The 23,628-nt window shown below is 34.4% G+C and carries 23 protein-coding genes and 6 tRNA genes; 8 read left to right on the top strand and 21 right to left on the bottom strand.

What is annotated here, in order from left to right; genetic code table 11:
* The first annotated feature begins 30 nt into the window (after nt 1-30).
* Nucleotides 31-825: a dihydroorotate dehydrogenase electron transfer subunit gene (locus EJ01_RS09635; protein WP_048082220.1), complete on the top strand. Its 795-nt coding sequence runs from the start codon at nt 31-33 to the stop codon at nt 823-825.
* 56 nt (nt 826-881) lie between these two features.
* Nucleotides 882-1,961, top strand: a complete 1,080-nt coding sequence (locus tag EJ01_RS09630) for an AI-2E family transporter (protein ID WP_048082221.1) — start codon at nt 882-884, stop codon at nt 1,959-1,961.
* Nucleotides 1,962-1,974: 13 nt separating this feature from the next.
* On the opposite strand, the gene EJ01_RS09625 is transcribed toward EJ01_RS09630, so the two are convergent.
* The 10 genes from EJ01_RS09625 to EJ01_RS09580 all read right to left on the bottom strand — a co-directional run bounded on the left by EJ01_RS09625 (nt 1,975) and on the right by EJ01_RS09580 (nt 6,481).
* The gene (locus EJ01_RS09625; RefSeq protein ID WP_169740456.1) at nt 1,975-3,585 is read right to left on the bottom strand and encodes a B12-binding domain-containing radical SAM protein; all 1,611 of its coding nucleotides are present in this window, start codon (nt 3,583-3,585) and stop codon (nt 1,975-1,977) included.
* 302 nt (nt 3,586-3,887) lie between these two features.
* The gene (locus EJ01_RS09620; RefSeq protein WP_331275707.1) at nt 3,888-4,349 is read right to left on the bottom strand and encodes a CARDB domain-containing protein; all 462 of its coding nucleotides are present in this window, start codon (nt 4,347-4,349) and stop codon (nt 3,888-3,890) included.
* A gap of 183 nt (nt 4,350-4,532) precedes the next feature.
* The gene (hjc, locus tag EJ01_RS09615) at nt 4,533-4,943 is read right to left on the bottom strand and encodes a Holliday junction resolvase Hjc (protein WP_048082223.1); all 411 of its coding nucleotides are present in this window, start codon (nt 4,941-4,943) and stop codon (nt 4,533-4,535) included.
* 147 nt (nt 4,944-5,090) lie between these two features.
* Nucleotides 5,091-5,393 carry a hypothetical protein gene (locus EJ01_RS09610; protein ID WP_048082242.1) on the bottom strand — a complete coding sequence of 101 codons (303 nt, stop codon included), beginning with the start codon at nt 5,391-5,393 and terminating at the stop codon, nt 5,091-5,093.
* A 128-nt stretch (nt 5,394-5,521) separates the two neighbouring features.
* Nucleotides 5,522-5,594: transfer RNA gene (locus tag EJ01_RS09605), tRNA-His, on the bottom strand.
* A gap of 267 nt (nt 5,595-5,861) precedes the next feature.
* A tRNA-His gene (locus EJ01_RS09600) sits at nt 5,862-5,934 on the bottom strand.
* Between the two features lie 32 nt (nt 5,935-5,966).
* Nucleotides 5,967-6,050 (bottom strand) — tRNA-Leu (locus EJ01_RS09595).
* Between the two features lie 28 nt (nt 6,051-6,078).
* Nucleotides 6,079-6,153, bottom strand: a tRNA-Glu gene (locus EJ01_RS09590).
* A 177-nt stretch (nt 6,154-6,330) separates the two neighbouring features.
* Nucleotides 6,331-6,404: transfer RNA gene (locus EJ01_RS09585), tRNA-Ile, on the bottom strand.
* Nucleotides 6,405-6,408: 4 nt separating this feature from the next.
* Nucleotides 6,409-6,481 (bottom strand) — tRNA-Asn (locus tag EJ01_RS09580).
* A 372-nt stretch (nt 6,482-6,853) separates the two neighbouring features.
* Here EJ01_RS09580 and EJ01_RS09575 point away from each other — a divergent pair.
* The 5 genes from EJ01_RS09575 (at nt 6,854) to hisE (ending at nt 11,053) form a co-directional block, all read left to right on the top strand.
* On the top strand, nt 6,854-7,843 hold the full coding sequence (locus tag EJ01_RS09575; protein WP_048082224.1) for a radical SAM protein: 990 nt from the start codon (nt 6,854-6,856) through the stop codon (nt 7,841-7,843).
* 267 nt (nt 7,844-8,110) lie between these two features.
* Entirely contained in the window at nt 8,111-9,463 is a 1,353-nt protein-coding gene (gene gatB / locus EJ01_RS09570) for an Asp-tRNA(Asn)/Glu-tRNA(Gln) amidotransferase subunit GatB (protein ID WP_048082225.1), read from the top strand.
* Between the two features lie 194 nt (nt 9,464-9,657).
* Nucleotides 9,658-9,885 (top strand): DUF504 domain-containing protein, encoded by a 228-nt coding sequence (locus tag EJ01_RS09565; protein WP_048082226.1) that lies wholly within the window; start codon nt 9,658-9,660, stop codon nt 9,883-9,885.
* 62 nt (nt 9,886-9,947) lie between these two features.
* Nucleotides 9,948-10,739, top strand: a complete 792-nt coding sequence (locus tag EJ01_RS09560; RefSeq protein WP_048082227.1) for a CBS domain-containing ParB/RepB/Spo0J family partition protein — start codon at nt 9,948-9,950, stop codon at nt 10,737-10,739.
* Between the two features lie 26 nt (nt 10,740-10,765).
* Entirely contained in the window at nt 10,766-11,053 is a 288-nt protein-coding gene (gene hisE / locus EJ01_RS09555) for a phosphoribosyl-ATP diphosphatase (RefSeq protein ID WP_048082228.1), read from the top strand.
* 6 nt (nt 11,054-11,059) lie between these two features.
* On the opposite strand, the gene EJ01_RS09550 is transcribed toward hisE, so the two are convergent.
* The 9 genes from EJ01_RS09550 to EJ01_RS09510 form a co-directional block, all read right to left on the bottom strand.
* Nucleotides 11,060-11,401, bottom strand: coding sequence for a DUF190 domain-containing protein (locus EJ01_RS09550; RefSeq protein ID WP_048082229.1), 342 nt, complete (start codon nt 11,399-11,401; stop codon nt 11,060-11,062).
* A gap of 1 nt (nt 11,402) precedes the next feature.
* On the bottom strand, nt 11,403-11,801 hold the full coding sequence (crcB, locus tag EJ01_RS09545) for a fluoride efflux transporter CrcB (protein ID WP_211251449.1): 399 nt from the start codon (nt 11,799-11,801) through the stop codon (nt 11,403-11,405).
* A gap of 46 nt (nt 11,802-11,847) precedes the next feature.
* Nucleotides 11,848-12,396 carry a sulfopyruvate decarboxylase subunit beta gene (gene comE / locus EJ01_RS09540; RefSeq protein ID WP_048082230.1) on the bottom strand — a complete coding sequence of 183 codons (549 nt, stop codon included), beginning with the start codon at nt 12,394-12,396 and terminating at the stop codon, nt 11,848-11,850.
* Nucleotides 12,397-12,409: 13 nt separating this feature from the next.
* Nucleotides 12,410-12,907, bottom strand: a complete 498-nt coding sequence (gene comD / locus EJ01_RS09535; RefSeq protein WP_048082231.1) for a sulfopyruvate decarboxylase subunit alpha — start codon at nt 12,905-12,907, stop codon at nt 12,410-12,412.
* A gap of 148 nt (nt 12,908-13,055) precedes the next feature.
* Nucleotides 13,056-13,793, bottom strand: coding sequence for a sulfite exporter TauE/SafE family protein (locus EJ01_RS09530; RefSeq protein WP_048082232.1), 738 nt, complete (start codon nt 13,791-13,793; stop codon nt 13,056-13,058).
* 187 nt (nt 13,794-13,980) lie between these two features.
* Complete coding sequence (locus EJ01_RS09525; protein WP_048082233.1) at nt 13,981-15,630, bottom strand: ABC1 kinase family protein; 1,650 nt, start codon at nt 15,628-15,630, stop codon at nt 13,981-13,983.
* Between the two features lie 127 nt (nt 15,631-15,757).
* The gene (gene comC / locus EJ01_RS09520; protein WP_048082234.1) at nt 15,758-16,789 is read right to left on the bottom strand and encodes an L-sulfolactate dehydrogenase; all 1,032 of its coding nucleotides are present in this window, start codon (nt 16,787-16,789) and stop codon (nt 15,758-15,760) included.
* Between the two features lie 43 nt (nt 16,790-16,832).
* Nucleotides 16,833-17,864 (bottom strand): phosphoribosylformylglycinamidine cyclo-ligase, encoded by a 1,032-nt coding sequence (purM, locus tag EJ01_RS09515; protein WP_048082235.1) that lies wholly within the window; start codon nt 17,862-17,864, stop codon nt 16,833-16,835.
* A gap of 185 nt (nt 17,865-18,049) precedes the next feature.
* On the bottom strand, nt 18,050-18,967 hold the full coding sequence (locus EJ01_RS09510) for a hypothetical protein (RefSeq protein ID WP_048082236.1): 918 nt from the start codon (nt 18,965-18,967) through the stop codon (nt 18,050-18,052).
* An 862-nt stretch (nt 18,968-19,829) separates the two neighbouring features.
* Here EJ01_RS09510 and EJ01_RS09505 point away from each other — a divergent pair.
* Nucleotides 19,830-20,507: a class I SAM-dependent methyltransferase gene (locus EJ01_RS09505; protein WP_048082237.1), complete on the top strand. Its 678-nt coding sequence runs from the start codon at nt 19,830-19,832 to the stop codon at nt 20,505-20,507.
* Nucleotides 20,508-20,518: 11 nt separating this feature from the next.
* On the opposite strand, the gene EJ01_RS09500 is transcribed toward EJ01_RS09505, so the two are convergent.
* Both EJ01_RS09500 and psmB read right to left on the bottom strand, forming a co-directional pair.
* Nucleotides 20,519-22,423, bottom strand: coding sequence for a beta-CASP ribonuclease aCPSF1 (locus tag EJ01_RS09500; protein ID WP_048082238.1), 1,905 nt, complete (start codon nt 22,421-22,423; stop codon nt 20,519-20,521).
* 115 nt (nt 22,424-22,538) lie between these two features.
* Nucleotides 22,539-23,162, bottom strand: a complete 624-nt coding sequence (gene psmB, locus EJ01_RS09495; protein ID WP_048082239.1) for an archaeal proteasome endopeptidase complex subunit beta — start codon at nt 23,160-23,162, stop codon at nt 22,539-22,541.
* Between the last annotated feature and the right edge of the window lie 466 nt (nt 23,163-23,628).

Raw genomic sequence — 23,628 nt, 5'->3', positions numbered from 1 at the left:
AAATTTAAACACATTTTTAAGGCAGATAACATGCATGCTCCAAAAGTTGTTGAAATCAAAAGGATAATTGAAGAAACTGATACCATTAAAACGTTCATTTTCAATTGGGACGACGAACCTGCAAAGCCAGGGCAGTTCATGATGGTATGGAATTTTCAGGACGAAAAACCAATGTCAGTATCATTAATTGATCCCATAAAAGAAGAAATAGGCATATCTATTAAAAATATAGGTCCATTTACAGAAGCTATTCACTCCCTCCAAGTTGGAGATAAACTCGGCCTTAGAGGGCCTTATGGACGTGGATTTGAAATAGCTGGATCTAAAATCCTTGCAGTGGGAGGTGGAGTTGGAATGGCACCTATATCTGCTTTCGTGAACGAAGCACGTGGTAGAGGCATAGAAGTAGATGTTATAAGTGCAGCTACCACAAAAGATGAACTTTTATTCCTGGATGATCTTAAAGCAGTTGATGTTAACGCTTATGCGTGTACTGATGACGGGAGTTTTGGATTCTGCGGGTTTGCCACTGAATTTATGGAAAAGATCATTAAAGAAAAAGATTATGATATGGTGGTGACCTGCGGCCCTGAGATAATGATGAAAGGGGTCTTTGAAATAGTAGATAAACTAAAAATCCCAGCTCAGTTTTCAATGGAACGCTATATGAAATGTGGTATCGGAATATGCGGGCAGTGCTGCGTTGATAATACTGGGTGGAGGATATGTGCAGAAGGCCCTGTTTTCTGGACAGATGAAGTAAGGTTAATTACAGAATTTGGAAAATACAAAAGAGATGCATCGGGTATCAAACATAATATTTAGACATCATCTTAAATTCAAAAATAATCAATCTGAATATTTAACACAAAGTAGATAACATGAATTACAGAATAAAAGGTACATTGACATCGGCAATATTTGTTGTAGCAGTTTTGCTCCTCATGTCGTTTTTCGTGTTAACCCCTGTATTTAGCGCGATTATTCTAGGTGCAGTATTTGCATATGGAATCAGACCCATATCAAAAAAAATGCTCCCTTATTTAAAATTTGAAACTATCACAATCATATTATCAATGGTACTGGTGATTCTACCTTTAATTGTTCTTATTATAATTATAATAAATTCATCCATAGAATCCATTCCTTTAATAACCGGAATAGCAAATAACGCTAATTTAGGGAACATAAATGACAGTACAATTCAGCAGTATGTACCTTCAGGGTATCAGACATATGTTGGCTCATTTTTAAACACAGCTCACGCAGCACTGGGAGATATTTTAAAGAGCATTTTAACTTATCTTGTTGAAAAATTAAAATCTGTTCCAGACATTTTATTCGAGCTTTTCATATTCTTTGCGTCCACTTTCTATATAGCAAAGGACGGGGACAAGCTGTGGGAGTACATTACATATGCAATCCCCAGTGAAAGAGAACATTACTTTGATACCCTCTTTAAAGAGGTAGAAAAGGTCCTAAAAAGCATATTTGTGGGCCATTTTCTTACAAGTATTATAATAGGCGTACTTGCAGGTGTTGGATTTGCAATTATAGGATACCCATTTGCTTCACTTTTAGGGATATTAACTGGATTTTTCCAGCTTATACCGTTTATAGGGCACTGGCCAATCCCATTAATACTTGCTGCATATGGATTTTTAACTGGAAGCTATATAAAAGCTGTTGCAGTGTTAATACTTGGTCTTATCATGAGCATAGTTGCTGATTTTTACCTGAGGCCAAAACTATCAGGCAGGTATGCAGATATCCACCCACTAATATTTATACTTGGATTCCTGTGTGGACCTCTCGTATTTGGATTAGTAGGTTTTGTTTTAGGCCCTCTAATTTTAGGAGTTACATATGCAGCTGTTATTTCATTTAAAAAAGAGAATCCAAATACAAGTTCCGAAGAAAATAAAGACAAGTCTGCTGAAGATAAAAAGTTAGAAAAATAGAGTATTCGAAACATTATTGTCTTTTTTCGAGCATGAAATAATTATAAATAGAATGCATGGGTTGTGGCAGTAGTTTTACATCCCCATTTCTTGCATCATTTACCATAGCAGGCATGTTATAGTCATACTCATTTTCACACATTTTAACCATTTCTTTGGCTTTACGGCTGCTAAAAGCAAAAATTCTCTTTGCAAAGAATGATTTAACATGGTTATCCCTTGTCATTTTGAAATATTCATCCAGCAAGGTTTCTGCCCAGTTCAAGCTGTGGCGCCATGATTCCATTAAAAGTTCACATTCTTTACGTGTCATTTTATCCATTGAAAACGATTCTGATTTTTTCCTCAACCCCCCTTGAGAAACAAAGAACAATGGAACAATTATACTTTTGAATTCTTTTAATTCCCGAACCAGATCAATTGTCAGTTGTATATCCTGCTCTATTTCACCGGGAATTCCAATAATTAGAGTGGAAACAGGGACCCATGAATTATCCGACAGGATACCAAATGCATCAACTACAACTTGAGGCCAGTCTTCAGGCCTATATGGTTTGCATTTACCCCCCATAATATTCTCGATTAATCTGGGGCTGGCAGTTTCTATACCTGTTTGACCGCTCAGCCATTCGCCCTTTTTATCAAGTTCCAGAATGTTTGATATCTCTTCTACAGCATCTGGAGCGCTAGCAGCGGAAGATAAAGCGAAATGGCTGATCTGAACTTGATCAACACCATGATAATTTGATACTTGTCTAAATAAGTCAGCCACGGCTTCAGTGTTGACATTGAAACCTTCAGCCTTGTACCTTAAAATATCTTCTGCGTGAAGTAAGGGCTGTTTTCCAGCCATGAGGTTGAGTTCCACTTCTTTAAGGATATGCTCAACAGGCAGGCACCGAAATTTCTGAAGCGTTGGGGCACAAAACTTACATCCACGGCCGCATCCCCTTGAAATCTCCACAATTCCATCTATAGTGGGATTTTTAATCAGGGGTATTTCTTCTTCACCTACCACTTCCCCTCGAACAACCCCCGGTAACTCTTTGTCGTTTACTGCTTTTTCAACGATTCCGCCAATCGTTTTTTCACCATCCCCAATGATGACGCAGTCCACTCCATACCTGTTTTGAACTTCAGCATCCTCAAGCTGCCATGCCCCAGGCCCTCCGATAATAATTTTAGGTTTGTATTTTTGTACATGAGGATGTTCCAGTAGCTCTTCAAACTTTACTGACATGTATGCATCTCCCCCAAACATATTTCGGAACATAGATGTTGCAGGGGCTATTCCAAGGGGATCAATTTCTGTTATAGACAAAACTTTGGTATTGGGGCCAATTACTTTATCTAAGTGGTCAGGGTGGGCAACTACAATATCCTCATCTTTAAAATTACCGTTTAACAGTGCAGATTCAATTTTTCGGGTTCCACATGGCGCATTCACAGCAGAACCATCCTTGTTCGCTTCAATGGAAGGACACATCACAGAAAAATATAACATATCAGGTATTACTCCTTTAGATATACACGCCCCAAACCCCAAAAACACCAAACCATTATAATGACTCATAAGTGTTCTATTAGCCGTCAAAACAATTTTATATCCTTCATTTTTCGCCATTTTCATCCTGCAATCACTTCCAATTTTTAAAGATAAACAATCTGTCAAATTACAATTCTAAGTACTGAATATTTCATTTTATAATGAACCTACTTTTAATAATTATATTTATTATAAGTAATACAATAATTGTTTTGGCAATCCAATTAGTTTACAAAAATAGAAATCTGCACAGGTATATTTAATGAAATCAACCGTCAAAAATCTGCATTACAAAATATCATGAAAAATAGACATGCAAATGGTTTTTAAAAATAATTAATTAATAATTAAAAAAAAATATATCCCTGTAAATACAGGGATTAACTCAAGTTTATGTTTAGGGAATTAGAAAGTACTGAATGTTTAGCACCGCTAGTATCAGTGAAGCTTACGCTAAATCCGCCAATATAGAATGGGTTTGAAACTGTAGCATTAGCACCAAAATCCTCTTGAACTTCTTTATCAGTAGGTATGTGTATCTGATGAGTGAATGTTCGGGTTTCTCCAGGATTTAAAGTTCCAACAGTTTGTTCAAAGTCCTGACTGCTAATTTTTACATTAGCTACCTGTTCATTTCCATTATTTGTAATCTTATAAGTAATAGTTACATTATCACCTTTTTTAGCGGTTGTAGGTCCTGATTGAGCTGCCACCACATCAACTGCCTTAGCACTTGATGTATTTGATACATTCTGCTGTACAGTAGTGTTATTTTGCTGAGTAGTGTTATTTCCTGGTTGAGTACATCCTGAAACAAAAACTACAGCTGCTAAAACAACTATTATTAATGCTACTCCTATTTTTTTATTCGTTTAAACTCCTCCTATCAAGTATATACGACATATGAATAATTATTAGTAAACTTAAGAGCATATATAATTTACTCATTTAACACTGTTTTTTAGAGATATAAACAACTCAAATTGGTTTATTTAAAAATAGAAAGATTCAATACGAGAATTAATTCATGATAATTTGAGCTGTTTATCTTTCCTGATTAATTCATCAAATTCTAAACCTTTGCTGAAGGCCAAATCAACTGTAACTTTATAATTATCGCCCCTAGTTTTAGCGAGATCATGTATATGCACAAAACGCCATTTTTTATTCTTAAATTTAGCTCCCAAATAAGGTTCTGCACCAAAAATCTCTGAAAATTCTTTTAATCCAGTTATTTTTTCAGAGTTAATATAAATATGATCTGCAGAAGTCGATTTAACCTCAATTGCAAGATAAATCTTACCGTTACCTGCGATAATATCCGGAAGCGGCTTTTTTGTTGCTCCTCCGGATGCTGGAGCCCTCATAGCTGCACAATCTGCATTCCACAGCATTTTAACTAATTCTCTTTCTACACGTGATCCCTTGTTGGCCATTTTATCCCGCTTGTAATCCCTTTTAAACTTTAAAATTTTAATCTAATATAAATTAATTCTAAGAATATATAATTCTATCATGCGGTTTAGATCAAGACTAGGTAAAAATAATTTAATCCAGAATAAGTCCCAAAATAACATTTAATGTTAAATTTCGTAATATTCCATATTTAAAGCCTTGAAAGTTCCGTTCTTGCTTGGCGCCCTTATCCACTCTATTCGCGCATTTTTAGCAATTAAATTCTTATCAGTGAAAATAATATCCACTATCATGCCAGAATAATCATCTACAGGATTAAAAGTAATAAATTTTGAAAAAGAGCCTTTATAACTGTATTTATTCTTTAAAAACCACTGTGTAAGATTCACTCCTTCCATATACCCTATTAATTCTCCGTTGCACATGACATCACATTTAAGTGAATTACAGGTTCTTTCCATTTTCAGCATGATATTCATCTACACACTTATTCTTATCATATTAGTTATAACTTAGTTCTTAAAATAAAAATGTTACTTATATCACACAGTATTACTTATCAATACAGAAATTAATAGATAAAAAGAGATTAGAGTAAGGCCAGGGCCGAGATTCGAACCCGAGTCGTGGGATCCACAGTCCCAAAGGATAACCACCTACCCCACCCCGGCATGGTTACTTGGTTTGGATGACAGTGCATAAATAATTTTCTAAATATTATTTAAAAACAACAAAATTAAGTTAAACTGAATAGAACATAAAATGTAAGATTTGGTAAATTAATTGAATTTAACAAATTTAAAAGTAAATTGAAGTTCATATCATCATCAGATCAGAATTAAAATAACATTTTAAATGTTTAAAAAAATAGTATTAGAGTTTTATTAGAAATAGAATAAAAATTATCAAAATTTAACTAAAATAAAAGATTAGAGTAAGGCCAGGGCCGAGATTCGAACCCGAGTCGTGGGATCCACAGTCCCAAAGGATAACCACCTACCCCACCCCGGCACTTGAATGAAAGTTATTGGGGAATATTTCAATGCGGGAGCAGGGATTCGAACCCTGGTAGGCCTGCGCCAACAGGTCCTAAGCCTGTCCCCTTTGGCCAGCTCGGGCACCCCCGCCAGCACAAGTTGAATTGATTATAAGAAATGCTCCGGCCGGGATTCGAACCCGAGTCTTCGGCTCGAAAGGCCGAAATGATTGGCCGGACTACACTACCGGAGCTTACGAAATTTATTTTTGTGCGTTCGAAATCTTTGATTTCGAAAGCATATGAAAAACTTTAAGGTTCAAAATCTCTCAGAAATCTTTGATTTCTGATAGCTGCAAAACCTTCGGTTTTTTAAGCTTTGATTTTAAAGCATATAAAACTATCGAATTTTTATTTTGACTTATGAAAAGTGGGCCCAATGGGGTTCGAACCCATGGCCGCTCGGTTATGAGCCGAGCGCTCTACCTGGCTAAGCTATGGGCCCAGAGCGCCGCCGGCAGGACTCGAACCTGCGACCAATCGGTTAACAGCCGAACGCTCTACCTACTGAGCTACGGCGGCAATGCCGTGCGAATATTGCAAACATAAAGATAGCGTCTGCAAGAGTTACAAATTTTTTGATATTTAAACTCGAAACTGAAAGTTTCAAGAGATTAGAATTTAGCACTATTTGTGACGTATTTTCTAAGTTAGTCATCATAGTATATAAACGTTTTGGCTATGCCAATTCACAGTATAACTTCATCTTCGGCTTTTATAACATATATACTTTGTTGTTACTGAGTTATATATATTTTATTTATTTCATACTAGATAAAAGAAACACAAAGACTAATATAAAGAAGTTAAATTGATCTAATAAAAAGACTTTAAATGTTTTATTTCTAAATTTATTATAAAATACTATCAGAAACTCATTTTACATGGTGAATCATGAATCTTATTAACAAAATTAAAAACTTCGAAACTCTTGACCTCATGCAGGAGGCCAACAAAATTACCCTTGCAGAACACGGGAATAAAATAACACTCGAACGTGCTATTTTCCTCTCATGGTGGTGTGATAAAGGGGACTGCCTCTTCTGCTACATGTCATCACAGAAACCTAAAATTAAAGAGCCCCAAAAAGCCAGACGAAATGTAAACTCAATTTTAGCAGAAGCTGAGCTCTGCAGAAGGACTGGCATGAAAATTGAATTCTTATCTGGAGGATATGGTTCTTATTCAACCGAAGAAATAAGGGATATCTCAAGAAAGATTTATGAGATAACTGGAGAACCAGTATGGCTGAATATTGGGATTACAAAAGACTTAAAAGAATATGGAGAAGAAATTGCAGGGGTTACAGGAGCTGTAGAAGTTGCAAATCCAGAATTACATAATAAGATTTGCCCAAGCAAATCACTAGAAGACATAACTGAAATGCTTGAATTTGCAGGAGATTTAGGGTTCCAAAAAGCTATAACTGTTATTTTAGGTCTTGGAGAAACTCCTGATGATTTAAAATATTTATTTGACATGATAGAAAATGTTGGGATTGATAGGGTTACATTTTACTCATTAAATCCACATAAAGAGACTATTTATGAAAATGAACCTCAACCTGCTTCCCTTTACTATGCAGGAGTTGTGGCTGCAACCAGGATAAAATTCCCAAAACTCAAGATAATTACAGGGACATGGATAGATAACCTTGCAAACATGGGCCCTCTGCTTTTAAGCGGGGCAAACGGACTTACTAAATTCCCATTATTTAAAATGTTCGGAACCCGTTATGGAAAAAGAGTTGAAGAGGAAGTTTACTGGGCTGGAAGAGAACTAGTGGGTACATTTACAGATGTTGATGCACTTACAAGAAGTAAAGCAGGAAATACGGAGCTTGAGCCTTTTATTCAGCGTTATATCAAGAAATGCATCAAATAATTAGATACTTAATATTAACCCAATATCTGATAAATCACTGACGTCGGGATAAGTTTTATCTCGGCTAAACACTTTCAAAATGTCTGCAAATGCAGACTAAATTGAACTGTATCTAACCATATCCAATATTTTCAGAGGAGTATCCATAACGATATATTCATAAGTGTCCTAATAATAAAACAAATATTGAATAAAATTTTTGTTAGTTTTTAAAAAAATAACACTAATCTAATCACCGATTGAATTTGAGGAGGAATTACCATTAAGATGAAATGCGGACTTGAAATTCACGTTCAGCTTGAAACTGATTCTAAACTTTTCTGTGATTGCCGTACAAATTATCAGGATGCTCCGGCAAACACAAATATTTGTTATGTATGTCTTAACCAACCTGGTGCAAAGCCATATCCACCAAATGAAGATGCAGTTAACGGTGCAATTAAGATAGCTTTAATGCTTGGATGTAAGATAGCAGAAAATGAGACTTACTTCATGAGGAAACATTATGATTACCCTGATCTTTCATCTGGTTACCAGAGGACATCGATCCCTATAGGGTATGAAGGTAACCTGAACGGTATACGAATTCGTGAAGTTCACCTTGAAGAAGATCCAGGCCAATACAAACCAGATTTAGGAGTGGTAGATTTTAACAGATCTGGAATTCCACTTATAGAAATTGTAACAGAACCAGACATGACCTCTCCTGAAGAAGCAAGGACTTTTCTTCGCGAACTAATAAGAGTTCTAGAATACAGCGGCAGTGCCCGTGGAGAAGGAACAATGAGGGCTGACGTTAACATATCCATTGAAGGCGGAAAGAGGGCTGAAATAAAGAATGTAAACTCCATAAGGGGAGCGTACAAAGCGCTTAAATATGAAATAATAAGGCAGAAAAATCTCCTTAGAAGAGGAGTTGAAATAAAACAGGAAACAAGGGCATTCCTTGAATCACAAATGATCACAGTTCCAATGCGTCTTAAAGAAGAGGCTGACGATTACAGATATATTCCAGATCCAGATCTTCCCCCAATGGTGGCAGAAGAGGAACAGATCGAAGGTATAAAAGAAAATATGCCAGAGCCCCCTCACATAAAATCAGAACGATTTATTGAGGAATATGGAATAGCAGAAGAATATTCAAAGGTCATTACATCAGAACTAGCACTTGCAGATGCATATGAAGAAATTGCAAAGAAAATAGATCCTTCATTTGCAGCATTATGGATGAGAGATGAGCTTAAAAGGGTTCTCAACTACAATAAAATGGGATTTGCTGATAGTGGAATAACAACGGACAACATAGTTGAACTCCTGAAGCTTATACAGGATAAAAAAGTAACTCCAAAAGCTGCAAAGAAAATAATTGAAAAAATGCCTAAAAACAAGGATTCACCAGCTGAAATTGCTGAAGAACTTGGTTTAATTGGTGTAAGTGATGAGGAAAGTGTTTTAAAAGCTGTAAAGCAAGCTATAGATGAAAACCCTCAAGCTGTGTCTGATTATCATGAAGGCAAAAAAGGGGCAATGAATTTCTTAATAGGACAAGTCATGAGACTTACCCGTGGAAAAGCAGACCCTGGAGAAACAGCTAAGTTTTTAAGCGAAGCTTTAAGATGAAAAACCATTTTATATTAAAAATTAACTATTTTTTAATTTTTTTATTATCCCCATATTGCAAGTCCTTTAATCTATTTAAGTGATAAAAACGACTATATTTATTGGCTCCCCAATATACATAGATTATTTTAGTCACTTCAAACAGATTATTATCAAGATACTTTCAGGAATTTTAATCTGAATCAGGTCTTTAAATGGTAAAGAATGTTTTAGATATGATTCTATGGCATCCAGAAATGGAAATTGAAAAATGTAAAATAACTTATGTGCATAGGGGCGCTCCAGGAAACCTTAAGACCATTGAAGGGAGCTGTATAAATAAATTAGAACGTGGATTTTTAATATTAAAGGAAGGTACACAGATTCCATGCCATAGAATTGTTAAGATTAAATGCAATAATGAAGTAATATGGAATAAATAATTTAAAGTAATAGTATAAAAATTTATTATATTCTTATAATTTTAGATTAAAGGAGTGTTTAAATGAGTGAATCATCCCTTGTAAAGCATTATATGACAAAGGAAGTCATAACAGTAACACCAGATACCCCAAATGAAGAAGTCATCAAATTAATGAAAACTACAGGGCACGATGGATTTCCAGTTAAAACAAATGGTGAAGTATTAGGCATGGTAACTGCCTTTGATTTACTCCTGAAACCATGGGACAATTTAGTTAAAGACATTATGTCAACAGACATAGTGGTTGCAGACCAGGACATGTCCATAAATGATGCAGCAAGAGTAATGTTTAGAATGGGAATATCAAGGCTTCCAGTTATAGATAAAGAAGAGAAATTGGTAGGTATAATCACAAATACAGATATTGTAAGATCTCATATTGAAAGATCAACTCCAATGAAAGTGAATTACTTTAAAAAGACATTGGAACAGCTTTACGGGGTTAAAACGAAATTATCAAGGAGAAAAGTACCTACGGCCAGGCTCAGGCCAACCCAAAATAAAATATATGCAGATGAGCTCCAGGGAAGGACATATGAGCTTAAAAGAGGCCTTGCAGAGCCAACAATCACCGTTAAAAGTGGAGATAGATATATTTTAGTAGATGGTCATCACAGAACAGTTGCAGCTTCCCATCTAGGTTATAAAAAAATTGATTCTTATGTAATTGAACTGGAAAAAGATATCAAACTGGGATTAGAGAAAACTGCAGACAAAGAGGGCATATATTCCCTTGATGATATAGAAATAATAGACGATGCACAGCACCCATTGATAGCTATAACCGGCAGCATCAGAAAAAGCATAAAATGATTTAACCAATGTTTTCAGGAGATAAAATGAAAGATACAATTATAAGAGATGTCTATCGTGTTTTAGAAGATAGGCGTGACAACCCAATTGATTCTTACACATCAAATATAATGAAAGACGATAAAAAGCAGGCCGAAGATAAAATACTTGAAAAAGTGGGCGAAGAAGCTGCAGAAGTTATAATTGCATCTAAAAATGATGAAAATTTAGTTTATGAATCTGTTGATCTTATTTTTCACACACTGCTTCTTCTTGTATACAAAGGCGTTGATATTGACGAGATCTTTGATGAATTCGCAAGAAGGCATAAATAAACTGCATTACTCCTCTTTTTTACCTTCATAATAAATTATTTTCACTTTTTCTTCCGTTATAAGCCCCCCTTTTATTATTCCTTCCATTTTACCTTTGATCATTTCAATTTTCTCTTTTGTATCAACAACTTCAATTACAATAGGTAGATCTGTTGAAAGCTGCAGTATTGCTGTTGAGTGGATGTAACTTGTTTTTCCAAATCCACCAATTGCCCGGAGTACAGTTGCACCTGCCAGCCCTTCGTTCTTAAACATTTCAAGGAGATGCCTGTAAAGCGGCTTTCCTTTATATCTATCAGATTCCCCTATAAATATCCTAAGCAAAATAGCTTCTGACTCTTTTTTCATTTTAAACCTTCCACAAGTTTAATGCTGCAATTTTACCGAGATAAATTGCAAATACTGTAAGTAAAACTGTTCCTATGATATTTATACTCACCAGCAGTAGTTCATTTTGCTCCAGTAGCTTGAAGGTTTCATAGCTGAATGTTGACATGGTTGTAAAGGATCCAAGTATTCCTATAGTTAAAAATATCCTTGCTTCTTCGCTGAAAAGCCCTCCAAATTCAGAAGAATACATTATGAAACCCATAAAAAAACTTCCAATGACATTAATACCAAGTGTGCCCAAAGGAAAAACCGCAGATTTAGACTGCATTAGCCCGCTGGCTGCAAACCTTAAAAGGGCACCGATAAATCCTCCAAGCCCAATCCACAGCCAAAGGTTCATAAGTTCTGTTTTTAGCATGTAATCAACCTGTTCAGTAAGGATATGAAAATTAAATCTTTAAAACCTAACTTCCTTTTTCTATTTCTTTCATAAATCTTTCTTTTATTTCTTCTGGTTCCATATCAATTACAGGGACATTAGCATTTCCGGGTTTAACTTTTATATGCACAAAAACTGGTCCTTCTGCATCAAGGACTTTCTTAAAGTCAATTTGTTCTTCAAATACAAATGTATTCTTAAATCCAATGGATTTTGCAACCTTCAAAAGATCGATCTTGGTTGTGTATGTGCACTGCGACCCAGTGGAGCCGTAACACTGATTATCAAAGACAACTAATATAAAATTTTCAGGATTTTGGCTGAAAATGGTTACAAGAGTTCCCATATTCATTAAAACTGATCCATCCCCATCAAAAGATACCACTTTTCTTTTTCCTGACATTGCAAGACCAAGACCAATGGATGATGACATTCCCATAGATCCTAACATATAAAAGTGATTGGGAGAATCTTTAACTGCGTATAATTCTCTGGATGGAAATCCGATGTTACAGATTACAAGTTCATCATTAAGACTTTCTGCTACTTCTTTTATGGCTTCAATACGTTCCATAGTATCATCTCAATTAATTTTTCCAGAATGTAATTTCTAAAAGTATTCCAATTGGCGCTTCACCCATCTCAGACAATTTCCATGCTTGAGGGATAAGTTCTAAAGCTTCTTCAGGGGTTTTAGGGTTAAAGTAAGCAATATTTAATGCATCTAAAACACCAGGGGTCGCTTTCCCCATAGGGATCTGGGCACTCATAAATTCCCCTTCAGTGCCTCTATGGCTCATAATTACAAGTATAGGAATTTTATATAGTTCATACAGCGATGCAAGTACATTCACTGAATTTCCAAGTCCTGAATTTTGCATCAATATAGCCGGCTTCTTACCACCGAAAAATGCTCCGGCACATATTCCAAATCCTTCTTCTTCCCGTGTTACAGGGACATGAATAATATCTTCATCACAATCTACAAGTTCCATAACCTTTCCAAGATTTACGCAGGGTACACTAACTATAAAATCTATTCCTGCATCTTTTATTGCTTTATAAACCGCTTCACTGCTTTCCACGTAATACACCTTACTGTAAATATTTATAAAATTAAATCATTTTTGTACCTATCCCGTTTATATTTGTGTATTCGACTATAACTTTTTTTGTTAGAAAAATTCCATTTACCAAAAAAAGTTCAAATGTTTTTTTAGCAATCCAAAATTTTTATAATATAATTAAGCTGCCATAAATTAATAATAAGCTTGCAAGACCAATTCCAACCAGAACAAACTTTTTAAAGATATTTTGCGGAATTTTCTGGACAATTCGTTTACCAGTATATGATCCTGCAATTCCAATTACTGCAAGAACTGGTATAAAATAATAAAATGGGGGTTCAAGGAGATTGTTTAAAAAATAAATTGGAATCCTGGTTGCATCAATAATCACAGCTATCGCTGCTAATGTAGCTATGTATTTGAATTTATCCATGTTATAAGAAATAAGAAACGCTCCCCTTAAAGGGCCTCCAATTCCTAAGAGTCCCTGTAAAAATCCAGATAGACTTCCACCAAATATTGTGTTCTTCTTTGACGGCGAAACTTTAAAATCCGGTTTTAACAGGAAATAAATTGAAAATATTAAAAGAGATAAACCTAAAATAAGCTGCAAGATATTTTGAGGGACATAAGTTACAAGGTATGCTCCTAAAATTGTTAAAATTATACTGGGCACGCCGAAAAGTAAAATCAATCTTTTATTCAGCCCATGACGGAAAAATGCAGTTGCGCCTAAACTACCTGAAATATGAGAAATTGCAACCAGCACCAGCGCAGTTTTAAAATCTACAAAAAGTAATGTAATAGGCAGTAAAATAGTTGATGTTCCAAACCCGGCCACTGTACCTATGACTACCGCTAAAAAAGCAGCGGTGAAAAACAGGAGCATCATCAGTTCAGTCATGTTAATTATTATATGAATTTAGTTCTAATTACATTTTATTCAACTTTTCAAAATTACACTTAAGTCAATTCAATTCTAAAAAGCAGGTGAATCAAAGATTAATCCTCCAGAAAACTTAAAGTATAGAAAATGTTTGCAAAATCTGCAAAAATCTATGATTTTTGAGATATTTTGCTGATTGAGTGCATTATAGTTCCCTATACTTTAAAATGGACAATACAAGAGCTAACCCCAGCACCATACTAACTATAAACCCAATAATACCTAAAAATGGGAATCCGAGTATTAATATGCCCTTGTCAGTTTGCATGATTAATGAAGAACCTACTAAAAGTGCTGCCAGTATTAAAGACGCTGAAATTTTGTTACTTATCCTTTCCATACCCTTATGTTCTATTTCAAGGGTTATTTTCCCTTCTTCTATCTTATAAAGGGTTCTGCTAAGATTACGCGGCAGGGTTTTCATGAGATGTTCCACTTCAAACAGATTGTCTTTCACAAAGTCAACAACTTTTAGCGGACTTACTTTTCTGCGAATAACCTTTCGGGCCATGGGTTTAAATGCATCTACTGGATTGAAGTTTGGATCCAGTTTTTCACCGACATCTTCAAGCATTCCAATTCCCCTGGCTAGAAGCACAAACTCACTTGGCAGCTGGATATGGTACTTTCTCATGAGTGAAATTAAATCATCCATTCCACCGTGCATCTCATTGAGGCCTATTCCATAATACTTGTACATTAAATCCGTGAGTTCATATTTAAAGGATTTAATATCGATATTTTCACTGATTATACCCATGTAAATCAGCTGGTTTATCATACCCTTAACGCTGTCTTCTACGAAATATATGATAAGTTCAGCTAAATTTTCTCTAAATTCCTGATCCAGAATTCCCATCATCCCGTAATCTAAAAAACAGATAATATTATTCTCTAAAACATATATGTTAGCAGGATGGGGATCGGCATGGAAAAACCCATGGATTAAAACCTGTTTAAAATAAGATTCTACCCCTCTTTTTGCTATTAATTCCCTATCAAAACCTTCATCAGAATTTATAACATCTGAAACCTTTTTTCCACCAATAAGTTCCATAGTAATGACTTTAGAAGTTGAATATTCCATGTAAACCTTGGGAACATAAATGGTTTCATCATCTTTAAAATTATAATCAAATCGTTTTATGTTCATTGCTTCCTGCCCGTAGTCCACTTCCTTTAAAATAGAACGTTCGAATTCATTCACAATACCTGGAAGGTTGTAATTTCGGGATTGATGAACATAATCATTGATTCTTACAGCCAGAAAGCGCATGATATTAATGTCATTCTTGATAAGATCTTTTACGCCAGGTTTCTGTATCTTAACTGCTACTTCTTCTCCAGTTTTAAGCACTGCTTTGTGTACCTGCCCTATAGATGCTGATCCCAAAGGTTCTTTTTCAAATGAAGAAAACAGCTCATCTATTGAACTTCCTAACTCTTCTTCGACGATGGCTTGCATGACTCCATAGTCTACAGGAGGGTTATCATCCTGCAATTTTGAAAATTCATCTGCAATGTCGTCTCCAACCAAATCCGGCCTTGTACTTAAAGTTTGGCCGAGTTTTATATATGTTGTCCCTAATTCCTGCAAAACATGCCTTAATCGTAAGGGTAATGTTGCATCTAATTCTTCTATAGATTCATATTCATAGGAATGGTGCTTGAACGGGATTTTATCTTTGAGTTTTATTTTTTCGGTTATGTAACCAAATTCGTACTTGGTTAAAACTCTAATTATTTCATTCAGCCGCTTAAGGTTCGAATTACCTTTGAATTCCCCAAATGTCATATTATATTGCTTAATCCTTCCATCATATTAAATTATGGTTTAACTAAGCAATTGAAAAAGAATTGTTAAGATATAAAATAGAAAAAATTTGATGCATTTAAAAATTTTAAAATAAAAAGAGGGTTAATTAACCTTCGATTATAGCATCTATATCAAAGGAAAGCTCTTCAGAAATTTCTTTAAGCTGCTTAAATAAAGTGTCGTCTATTGAAAATCCTTCTTCCCTGAACCGTTTAATATTGTTTACTTCCATGTCTCCAGGAATAAAGATAGTTTCACCGGAACCTTTAATTTCCGCTACAAATTCATCAACTTCTTCCTTAAATTGCTCTATATCACTGAACTTTGATGGGTCTATTGCCATTAAAAGGTCACCTTTTGTACACATTTCCTCAGGATTCGCGGTTCCTTTAACTCCTTTACCAAATGCAGCCCTTACAAGGGGACCTGCCATAATTTCAACCATGAATGCAAGTGCATATCCTTTATGCGCCCCAAATGGTAGGATTGAACCTTTAAGTGCAGCTTCAGGGTCTATTGTAGGGTTTCCGTCACAGTCAAGCGCGACATTTTCCGGGATTTTTTGACCCTTTCTGAGAGCTTCTAAGAGTTTTCCCCTTGCAGAGGCAGATGTTGCCATATCTACAGAGACATAATTTTTATTTGCAGGAATACCAATCGCTATTGGGTTTGTACCAATTATTGGCTCTTTACCCCCGATTGGGGCTACTGCAGGTTCGGTATTTGCTATTACAACACCTATCATGTCCTGCATAACTGCCATGTCAGAGTAGTAACCTGCAACTCCAAAGTGGTTAGAGTTATGTACTCCAACAAGTCCTACGCCAGTCTGTTCTGCCTTTTTCATTGCCAGTTCCATACCTTTATAGGTTACAACATGTCCAAACTTATGATTTCCATTCAAAAGGGCTGTAGATGCTGTTTCATTTTCCACAGTTATTTCAGCTTCTGGATCTATAGTTCCAACTTTTAATCCCTTTACATACTGCGGAAACCTTCCTATTCCATGAGAAGTGAATCCCTTAAGGTCAGCGTCCATAGTAACGTCAGCAACTATGTATGCATCTTCTTCTGGTATATTAAATCTTGTTAAAATTTCCATAATTATTGATCTTTCTTGTTCAATTGTTATTTTCATGTAATACGCCATTTAATTTTTAATCTTGAAATTCAGCGTGAAATTAATTTAAATTAATAATGTCCCCATTAAACGCTTTTATTTTAACTGTTTCATCCTTGTTATCTACAACAGTTCCTATCTTATAAGCTTTGTTATACTTTTTAATAACGTTTATTGTTTTATCCGCGTCACGACCAGGTACAATGACTACAAATCCTATACCCATATTAAATACACGGTACATCTCCTTTAATGGGACATCCAATGAGTAAATAGATTTAAAAATTGAACTGGGTTCAGGTAAACTATCTATGTTGTAGCTGATACCTTTTTTGAGCCGTTTAAGATTTAAAAATCCACCCCCAGTAATATGAGCAAGGCCATGTACATCAATATCTTCCTTTAAAAGCTCAACAATTGGCTTTACATAAATTTCAGTAGGTTTTAACAGTTCTTCCCCAACTAATTTATCAGAATCTGTTGGGAGAGGGCTATCAATACTTAAATTAGCCTTATCAAAAAATACATTTCTAGCAAGGCTTAAACCATTACTATGAACACCACTGCTTTCTATTCCAATAAGAACATCACCATCAGCGATATTTTCTCCAGTTATAATTTTATCTGCATCTACAATTCCAATTCCAGTACCTGCAAGGTCAAAATCTTTAATTATCTCAGGAAGGGATGCTGTTTCTCCCCCAATCATAGCTATTTTAGCTTGCTTAGATCCTTCAGCAAGTCCTTTTCCAATTTGGCCCGCAATTTCAGGGTCTGCCTTTTCAACAGCAAGATAATCAACCATTGCTATTGGTTCAGCACCAACGCAGAGAATATCATTTACAACCATTGCAATACAGTCTATTCCAACTGTATCATATTTATTCATCATTTTTGCAACTAATATTTTACTTCCAACACCATCTGTACTCATGGCGATTGCTTTATCTCCTAATCTTACAAGCGCTGCAAAATGACCGCTTTCTGTAATTACATCTCTAAATGAAAGCGTGTTTTTAATTTCGGAAACCAGTGCAGAAACTGTAGCTTCCTCAAGATTAATATCAACACCTGATTCTGAATATGTTACCATGTAAGTCACCAAAAATTTTTAAAATTTATTTACCTAAAAATAAATGTAATGTATATTAATATCTATTATCTAATCAGACCTTATAAAACTTTTTAGATTTTCCATAGATAAAAAAATAGATCAGGGACTTATTTTTCCCCTACTACTGGCGTTAATACTTTTCAAGCAATATTTGTTTTAGAAATTTAGTTTTTAAATAAAGATATTCTATCTAAATCTGAGCTAGTTACTGGTTTTATGAGTTTTTTTCGAGCTGAATCCGTTATTAATATTTCTACTATACTTGTTAATGCATTAAACCCTATTTCCTGGACTTCCTGATCTTCATCGTCAAGCAAGAATATTAATCTGCGCAAATGGCCCCTTTCTGTAAAAGTCGATGCATAAAAATCTGCCAATTTTTGTAATGATTCTCTTTCACTGGATTTAGAATTTTGAGTATCTAAATAACTGAGTTTTCCATATTCTATTTCATCATAATCTTCCATTTCTTCCAAATATGGAATCATTTTATCCATTTTATGATTTAAAGCACGTAAGTTGCATATTAATCGATTAAATAGATCATTTTTAATACCATACGTATCTGCGGAATTATACTTATCAACAGATTGTATTGAAAAAACAGATATGAATTCAGACTGATTAAATTTAGATACAATCCTGTTTTTTAGTTTGCAAAACAGATCAAAAACTGCATCCATTACCTCAAATCTATGGATTTCATCAGCTATTAAATCAAGTGAATATTCTGCAGATTCACTAGAATCATTGTCTCCATTGTCAGATACGCTTTTTAGCTCTTTGACGACGAGTTCCCGAATTAACCCGTCGTCCATTAAAACAAACGTTTTTGCAAGGGCAGAATTCCTTATATTTTCGTTTTTATGAGATACAAGTAGCAATATAATTTCTAAACCCAGCTTTAATTCATGACTTTGAGAATACTTAATTGAATCAATAAGAAGTTTTTCTAAGTCTTCAAGAGTCTGAGAATTATCTTTTAGTATGTATTCTTTGTTTATTAACCTTTCAGTGTTATCGGAGTACCCCAACGTATCATTTAGAAGCATAATTTTTTCTATAAGTGATTTTAACTCCATATCACTTCTCCTAAACATTTATCAAAGATACCTTCCTAAAAGTTAAGTGATTACATATTATTATATTTCAATAATTTATTAAATATTACGTTTAAGATAGTCATAAATTGAAATTACTAAATTGAATGATCGAAAACAAACTAGAGATCAAAATAATTTATAAAATTGAATATAATTTAATTATGCATTAATAAAAGGTTATATATGGATTAATTACCCCATAATTGCATCTAGAATAATTAATATAAAATTAAAATATAATAAATTCAAATTGCACTAAAAACCGCTTTTTCTCGAAAAACTTATACCAAATTGGAAATTTAAGCCATTTAAAATTGAATTAAGCACCATATAACTAATAGTTAACTTAATAACTTGCAAATAATAATATTTATTAGCTCGCCACATAATGAGCAATCAATAACTTCAAAGGCATATAAATAACAATAACGATCAATATTATACATTAAGATTAAACAGTGATAAAAATGCAATTAAAAGGAGCAGTACCGCTGGGAAGAACATGTACAGCAACCACTCGAAAATTCTATGAATTTCTGTGCCTCAACATGAAAGATTTGCAGAATTGATCAAAAACTATTTAAAAAAAATTAGAGCAATCAAAAACTACATTTTTGCTGCGTTAAAATCGAAGCTGGAGAAAAATGCATAGCATGCGAAAATCAAAGATTTTGTAAACATTTTTCTACGCGTAAAAAAAATCGTAGATTTTTTTGAATAGTTAAATACTCACAACTTGATTAAAAATCAACATTTATCCAATAAAAGCTAATTTAGCTTTTTATTATATTTAAGATTAATTTTAACTTAAATATCCCGATCTAAATAATAGGTGATAAAAATGCAATTAAAAGAGGTAGTACCGCTGGGAAGAACATGTACAGAATACCAGGCCATGTTCAACCTTAATAAAGCTGATTTAAATAAAAATATATTGGACTGCGGCGGAGGCCCATCAAGTTTTAATTACGAGATGAAAATGCAAAATAAAGAAGTTATCACTATAGACCCCCTGTACCAGTTCAGCAGAGAAGAAATTGAAAAAAGAATAAACGCGACTTTTAATGATGTAATGGCACAGGCAAAAGCTAATCAAGACAACTATATTTGGAAAAATATTAAAAGCGTTGAAGAGCTTGCAGAAACCAGGATGACTGCAATGAAATTATTTTTAAATGATTTTGAAACAGGGAAGAATGATAAACGCTATATAAACGCCGCACTTCCAGATTTACCATTTAAAGACGGCAAATTTGATTTGGCACTTAGTTCTCATTTTCTATTTTTATACTCAGACGTGCTTCCACTGGATTTCCATATAAACGCCGTTGATGAAATGTTAAGAGTAGCCAGTGAAGTGAGAATATTCCCTCTACTCGATCTAAGTACCGATAAATCACAGCATGTAGAAGAAATAGTAAGAATTTTTAAAGAAAAAGAAATGCATGTTTCCATTGAAACTGTTGACTATGAGTTTCAAAGGGGCGGAAACCAGCTAATGAAGATCTGCAAAAATTAAAAAGTGTAGGATTATTGAATCCTAACAGTTTCCAGGTTCATTGGAGTCTTTGTCTCGATTTTATAGGATCTATAAATACTTGATGCAAGATCAAGGGTTTTATAGTTATCACCGTGACATATAAGGATTTTCTCTGGTTTTGGAGACAATTTCCTTACGTAATCCATGAGCTGTTTCCTGTCTGAGTGACCACTGAATCCTTCAATGGTTTTTATTTCCATCTCTACATTGTAAACATTGGTCTTACCATCTTCTTTAAGTGGAATTTCCTTCCATCCCTTCTGTATTCTTCTTCCAAGGGACCCTTCAGACTGGTAACCAACGAAAACTAAGGTATTTTTTTCATCTTCACATAGCCATTTGAAGTACTCTACAGAATTTCCTCCAGTAAGCATTCCTGAAGTTGAAAGGATTATAGCTGGTTCTCCTTCCACTATTTCTTTTCTCTCTTCCATTCCATTTACTTTATGGAACACCTCTGAGATGAATGGGTTTCTTCCCATGTGGAATATCTGGTCACGGAGATCTTTACTTAAATATTCAGGTCTGGCTGTGTGAATCGCTGTTGCTTCCCATATCATTCCATCGATATAAACTGGGACTTCATCAATAATTCCATGCCTGATGTACTCTTCAAGTACTATCATAAGTTCCTGAGCCCTTCCAACAGCAAAAACAGGAATTAAAATCTTTCCTCCACGTTCTAAAGTTCTGTAAATTGTTTTTACAAGCTCTTTTTCCGCGTCATTTCGGGTTGGCTGAACATCTCCATGTCCACCATATGTACTTTCCATTACAAGTGATTCTAATCTTGGGAATTTAGATACTGCGGGTTCCAGAAGCCTGCTTCGTTCATATTTAAAGTCTCCAGTATAAACAAAGTTATGCTGTCCGTCCCCTATGTGCATATGTACAATTGCAGATCCCAGGATATGCCCTGCATTGTGAAGAGTTAAACGTATGTCTGGAGCTATATCAGTTACTTCACCGTAATCTAAAGTTATAGTATGTTTAACACATTTTTTAACGTGTTTAACATTAAAAGGAAGAGGTTTATCCTCACGGTGAGCTATATCTATATTATCTAACTGCAATAATGTCATTAAGTCCCTTGTTGGGGTTGTACAGTAAACTGGCCCTTCATATCCATAATGGAAAAGATATGGCAGAAATCCAGAGTGATCAAGGTGTGCGTGGGTTATTACCACTGCATCAAGGTTATCTAAAATAAATTCAGGAACATTCAAATAAGGGTAAGAACTTTTTTCATCAACTCCTGCGACGTTAACCCCGCAGTCAAGTAAAATTTTACTATTTGGAGTCTGTAAAAACAATGAAGACCTTCCAACTTCTCTAAATCCGCCAAGTGATGTTAAACGTGTCCATTCATTCTCAAGAGAAACAGGACGATGAATTCTATTCCCAAGTGTTTGTAAAATTTGTTTTCGCTCTTTACTGTTTTTCCTTAATGTTCTCCTTACCCTTTGTATGACGTCAGAAGATATAGGAGGTGTTCTAAGTATTTTAGGTGCCCATCCTGTTCCTTTAACTATTTCTCTTGATGTAGTACCATATTTACCTATTACAAGGCCTGGTTTTCTTGCCTCTATTATAACTTCGCAGGTAACATCATCAAAAGAAATATTGGTTATTTTAGCTTCTTCTGGAACTATTTCATGGATCTTTTCAATAGCTTTCTCAGGTTCTGCAAGTACAGAACGGTCTGAACGGATAATTATTCTCTTTCTTATATCCTTTGCAAGATCCCTTATAAGTCCTCCATTTTCGGTTATGATCTCGGGGTTTTTGGTATAAATTACAACCTCCGGACCTTCAAACTCTACCTTTGCTACTTGTACTCTTGATGGTAATCTTTGTACTATCGTATTTTTAATTTCTTGAATCTCTGAACCCATAAAACCACTTCTAAAAAATAGAAAATACCGTAAACTAAGTTTACAGATTTAATAAATCTAATAATAATAAACTCATGTAAATATTAATTTTGGGGGGGGGCAAAAAAAAGTTAATTTATTTCCTTAATTTACTTTTTACCTCTTCTTCAGGTAACATTTTAAAGCCTTCTTCAGTTACAGTTGCAACTAAAATTCCATTACCTGAATATGCATCTCTTTCCATTGCAGATTGTATTGCTCTAATAGCAACTTCAACTCCTTCTTCAACATCTAAATCTTCACTATACCTGTCTTCAAGAACCCCATAAGCAAATGGTGAACCTGATCCAGTTGAAATAACATTGTCTCCTATTACTCCACCTGCAGGGTCTAATGAGAATAATGCTGGTCCATTATCGTCGACTCCTCCAAGTAAAGTTTGGACATAATATGGATAAAACCTTGATGAATGTAATATGTTTGCTGTTAAAGTTGCAGCGGATTCAACGCTTATTCTTGCGCCGTTTCTAAGTCTATATAAGGCTACTTCCGCACTTATATATTTCATTAAACTCTGGGCATCACCTACGCCTCCGGCTATGGTGGCCCCTAAATGATCGTCAATTTTAAAAATTTTTTTAGTGCCCTTGTGAGCTATTAAGTTACCCATTGTGGCCCTTCTTTCGGTAGCAAAAACAACCCCGTCTTTACATTTTAAACCAACAGTTGTAGTGCCTTTTAATTTGTTTTCATCATTCATGAATACACCTCAAAAAAATACAAAATTTAAATAAAAATAGTTTCCTGTTTCCTAATATTGGAGTTCATATTATATAAAGATTGCTTGTTTTACTTTCTGTTAATTTTAAATTTAAACCTCTTATTTATAATTTATTCTCTTAATAGATTAATTTCATTATTCTTTGTCAATAATATGAGTGTTTGCAGCATATAAATAGAAATTAAAGCGTATAAGGGGAACTTAAAATTAAAATTTAAAGCATATCTTATTTATTATTAAATAATAATTAATAATATTTAGGTTTTTCTATAATTATAACGAAGTTATAAAACTATTTAAATCTTTTTAGAAAACTAAAGACTCCAAAACAGTTTATAAGTTTATTTAGATTATATTGTAAGTAATAATTTTTAAACTTTTCTACAAATTTCAGGTTTCAATTATAAAAACTATCCAACCATGCCCATATTTACTAGAAAAATTT

The organism is Methanobacterium veterum, assembly GCF_000745485.1.
In the GTDB taxonomy this organism is placed as follows: Archaea; Methanobacteriota; Methanobacteria; order Methanobacteriales; family Methanobacteriaceae; genus Methanobacterium_D; species Methanobacterium_D veterum.
This window is presented reverse-complemented; position numbering and strand designations above follow the sequence as displayed.

What these genes read in the sequence shown, in the direction of transcription:
- EJ01_RS09635 (WP_048082220.1), top strand. Translation starts at nt 31, where the DNA reads ATGCATGCTCCAAAAGTTGTTGAAATCAAAAGGATAATTGAAGAAACT.
- EJ01_RS09630 (WP_048082221.1), top strand. Translation starts at nt 882, where the DNA reads ATGAATTACAGAATAAAAGGTACATTGACATCGGCAATATTTGTTGTA.
- EJ01_RS09625 (WP_169740456.1), bottom strand. Translation starts at nt 3,585, where the DNA reads ATGGCGAAAAATGAAGGATATAAAATTGTTTTGACGGCTAATAGAACA.
- hjc (WP_048082223.1), bottom strand. Translation starts at nt 4,943, where the DNA reads ATGGCCAACAAGGGATCACGTGTAGAAAGAGAATTAGTTAAAATGCTG.
- EJ01_RS09610 (WP_048082242.1), bottom strand. Translation starts at nt 5,393, where the DNA reads ATGCTGAAAATGGAAAGAACCTGTAATTCACTTAAATGTGATGTCATG.
- EJ01_RS09575 (WP_048082224.1), top strand. Translation starts at nt 6,854, where the DNA reads ATGAATCTTATTAACAAAATTAAAAACTTCGAAACTCTTGACCTCATG.
- gatB (WP_048082225.1), top strand. Translation starts at nt 8,111, where the DNA reads ATGAAATGCGGACTTGAAATTCACGTTCAGCTTGAAACTGATTCTAAA.
- EJ01_RS09565 (WP_048082226.1), top strand. Translation starts at nt 9,658, where the DNA reads ATGGTAAAGAATGTTTTAGATATGATTCTATGGCATCCAGAAATGGAA.
- EJ01_RS09560 (WP_048082227.1), top strand. Translation starts at nt 9,948, where the DNA reads ATGAGTGAATCATCCCTTGTAAAGCATTATATGACAAAGGAAGTCATA.
- hisE (WP_048082228.1), top strand. Translation starts at nt 10,766, where the DNA reads ATGAAAGATACAATTATAAGAGATGTCTATCGTGTTTTAGAAGATAGG.
- EJ01_RS09550 (WP_048082229.1), bottom strand. Translation starts at nt 11,401, where the DNA reads ATGAAAAAAGAGTCAGAAGCTATTTTGCTTAGGATATTTATAGGGGAA.
- crcB (WP_211251449.1), bottom strand. Translation starts at nt 11,801, where the DNA reads ATGCTAAAAACAGAACTTATGAACCTTTGGCTGTGGATTGGGCTTGGA.
- comE (WP_048082230.1), bottom strand. Translation starts at nt 12,396, where the DNA reads ATGGAACGTATTGAAGCCATAAAAGAAGTAGCAGAAAGTCTTAATGAT.
- EJ01_RS09530 (WP_048082232.1), bottom strand. Translation starts at nt 13,793, where the DNA reads ATGACTGAACTGATGATGCTCCTGTTTTTCACCGCTGCTTTTTTAGCG.
- EJ01_RS09525 (WP_048082233.1), bottom strand. Translation starts at nt 15,630, where the DNA reads ATGACATTTGGGGAATTCAAAGGTAATTCGAACCTTAAGCGGCTGAAT.
- comC (WP_048082234.1), bottom strand. Translation starts at nt 16,789, where the DNA reads ATGAAAATAACAATTGAACAAGAAAGATCAATAATTATGGAAATTTTA.
- purM (WP_048082235.1), bottom strand. Translation starts at nt 17,864, where the DNA reads ATGGTAACATATTCAGAATCAGGTGTTGATATTAATCTTGAGGAAGCT.
- EJ01_RS09510 (WP_048082236.1), bottom strand. Translation starts at nt 18,967, where the DNA reads ATGGAGTTAAAATCACTTATAGAAAAAATTATGCTTCTAAATGATACG.
- EJ01_RS09505 (WP_048082237.1), top strand. Translation starts at nt 19,830, where the DNA reads ATGCAATTAAAAGAGGTAGTACCGCTGGGAAGAACATGTACAGAATAC.
- EJ01_RS09500 (WP_048082238.1), bottom strand. Translation starts at nt 22,423, where the DNA reads ATGGGTTCAGAGATTCAAGAAATTAAAAATACGATAGTACAAAGATTA.
- psmB (WP_048082239.1), bottom strand. Translation starts at nt 23,162, where the DNA reads ATGAATGATGAAAACAAATTAAAAGGCACTACAACTGTTGGTTTAAAA.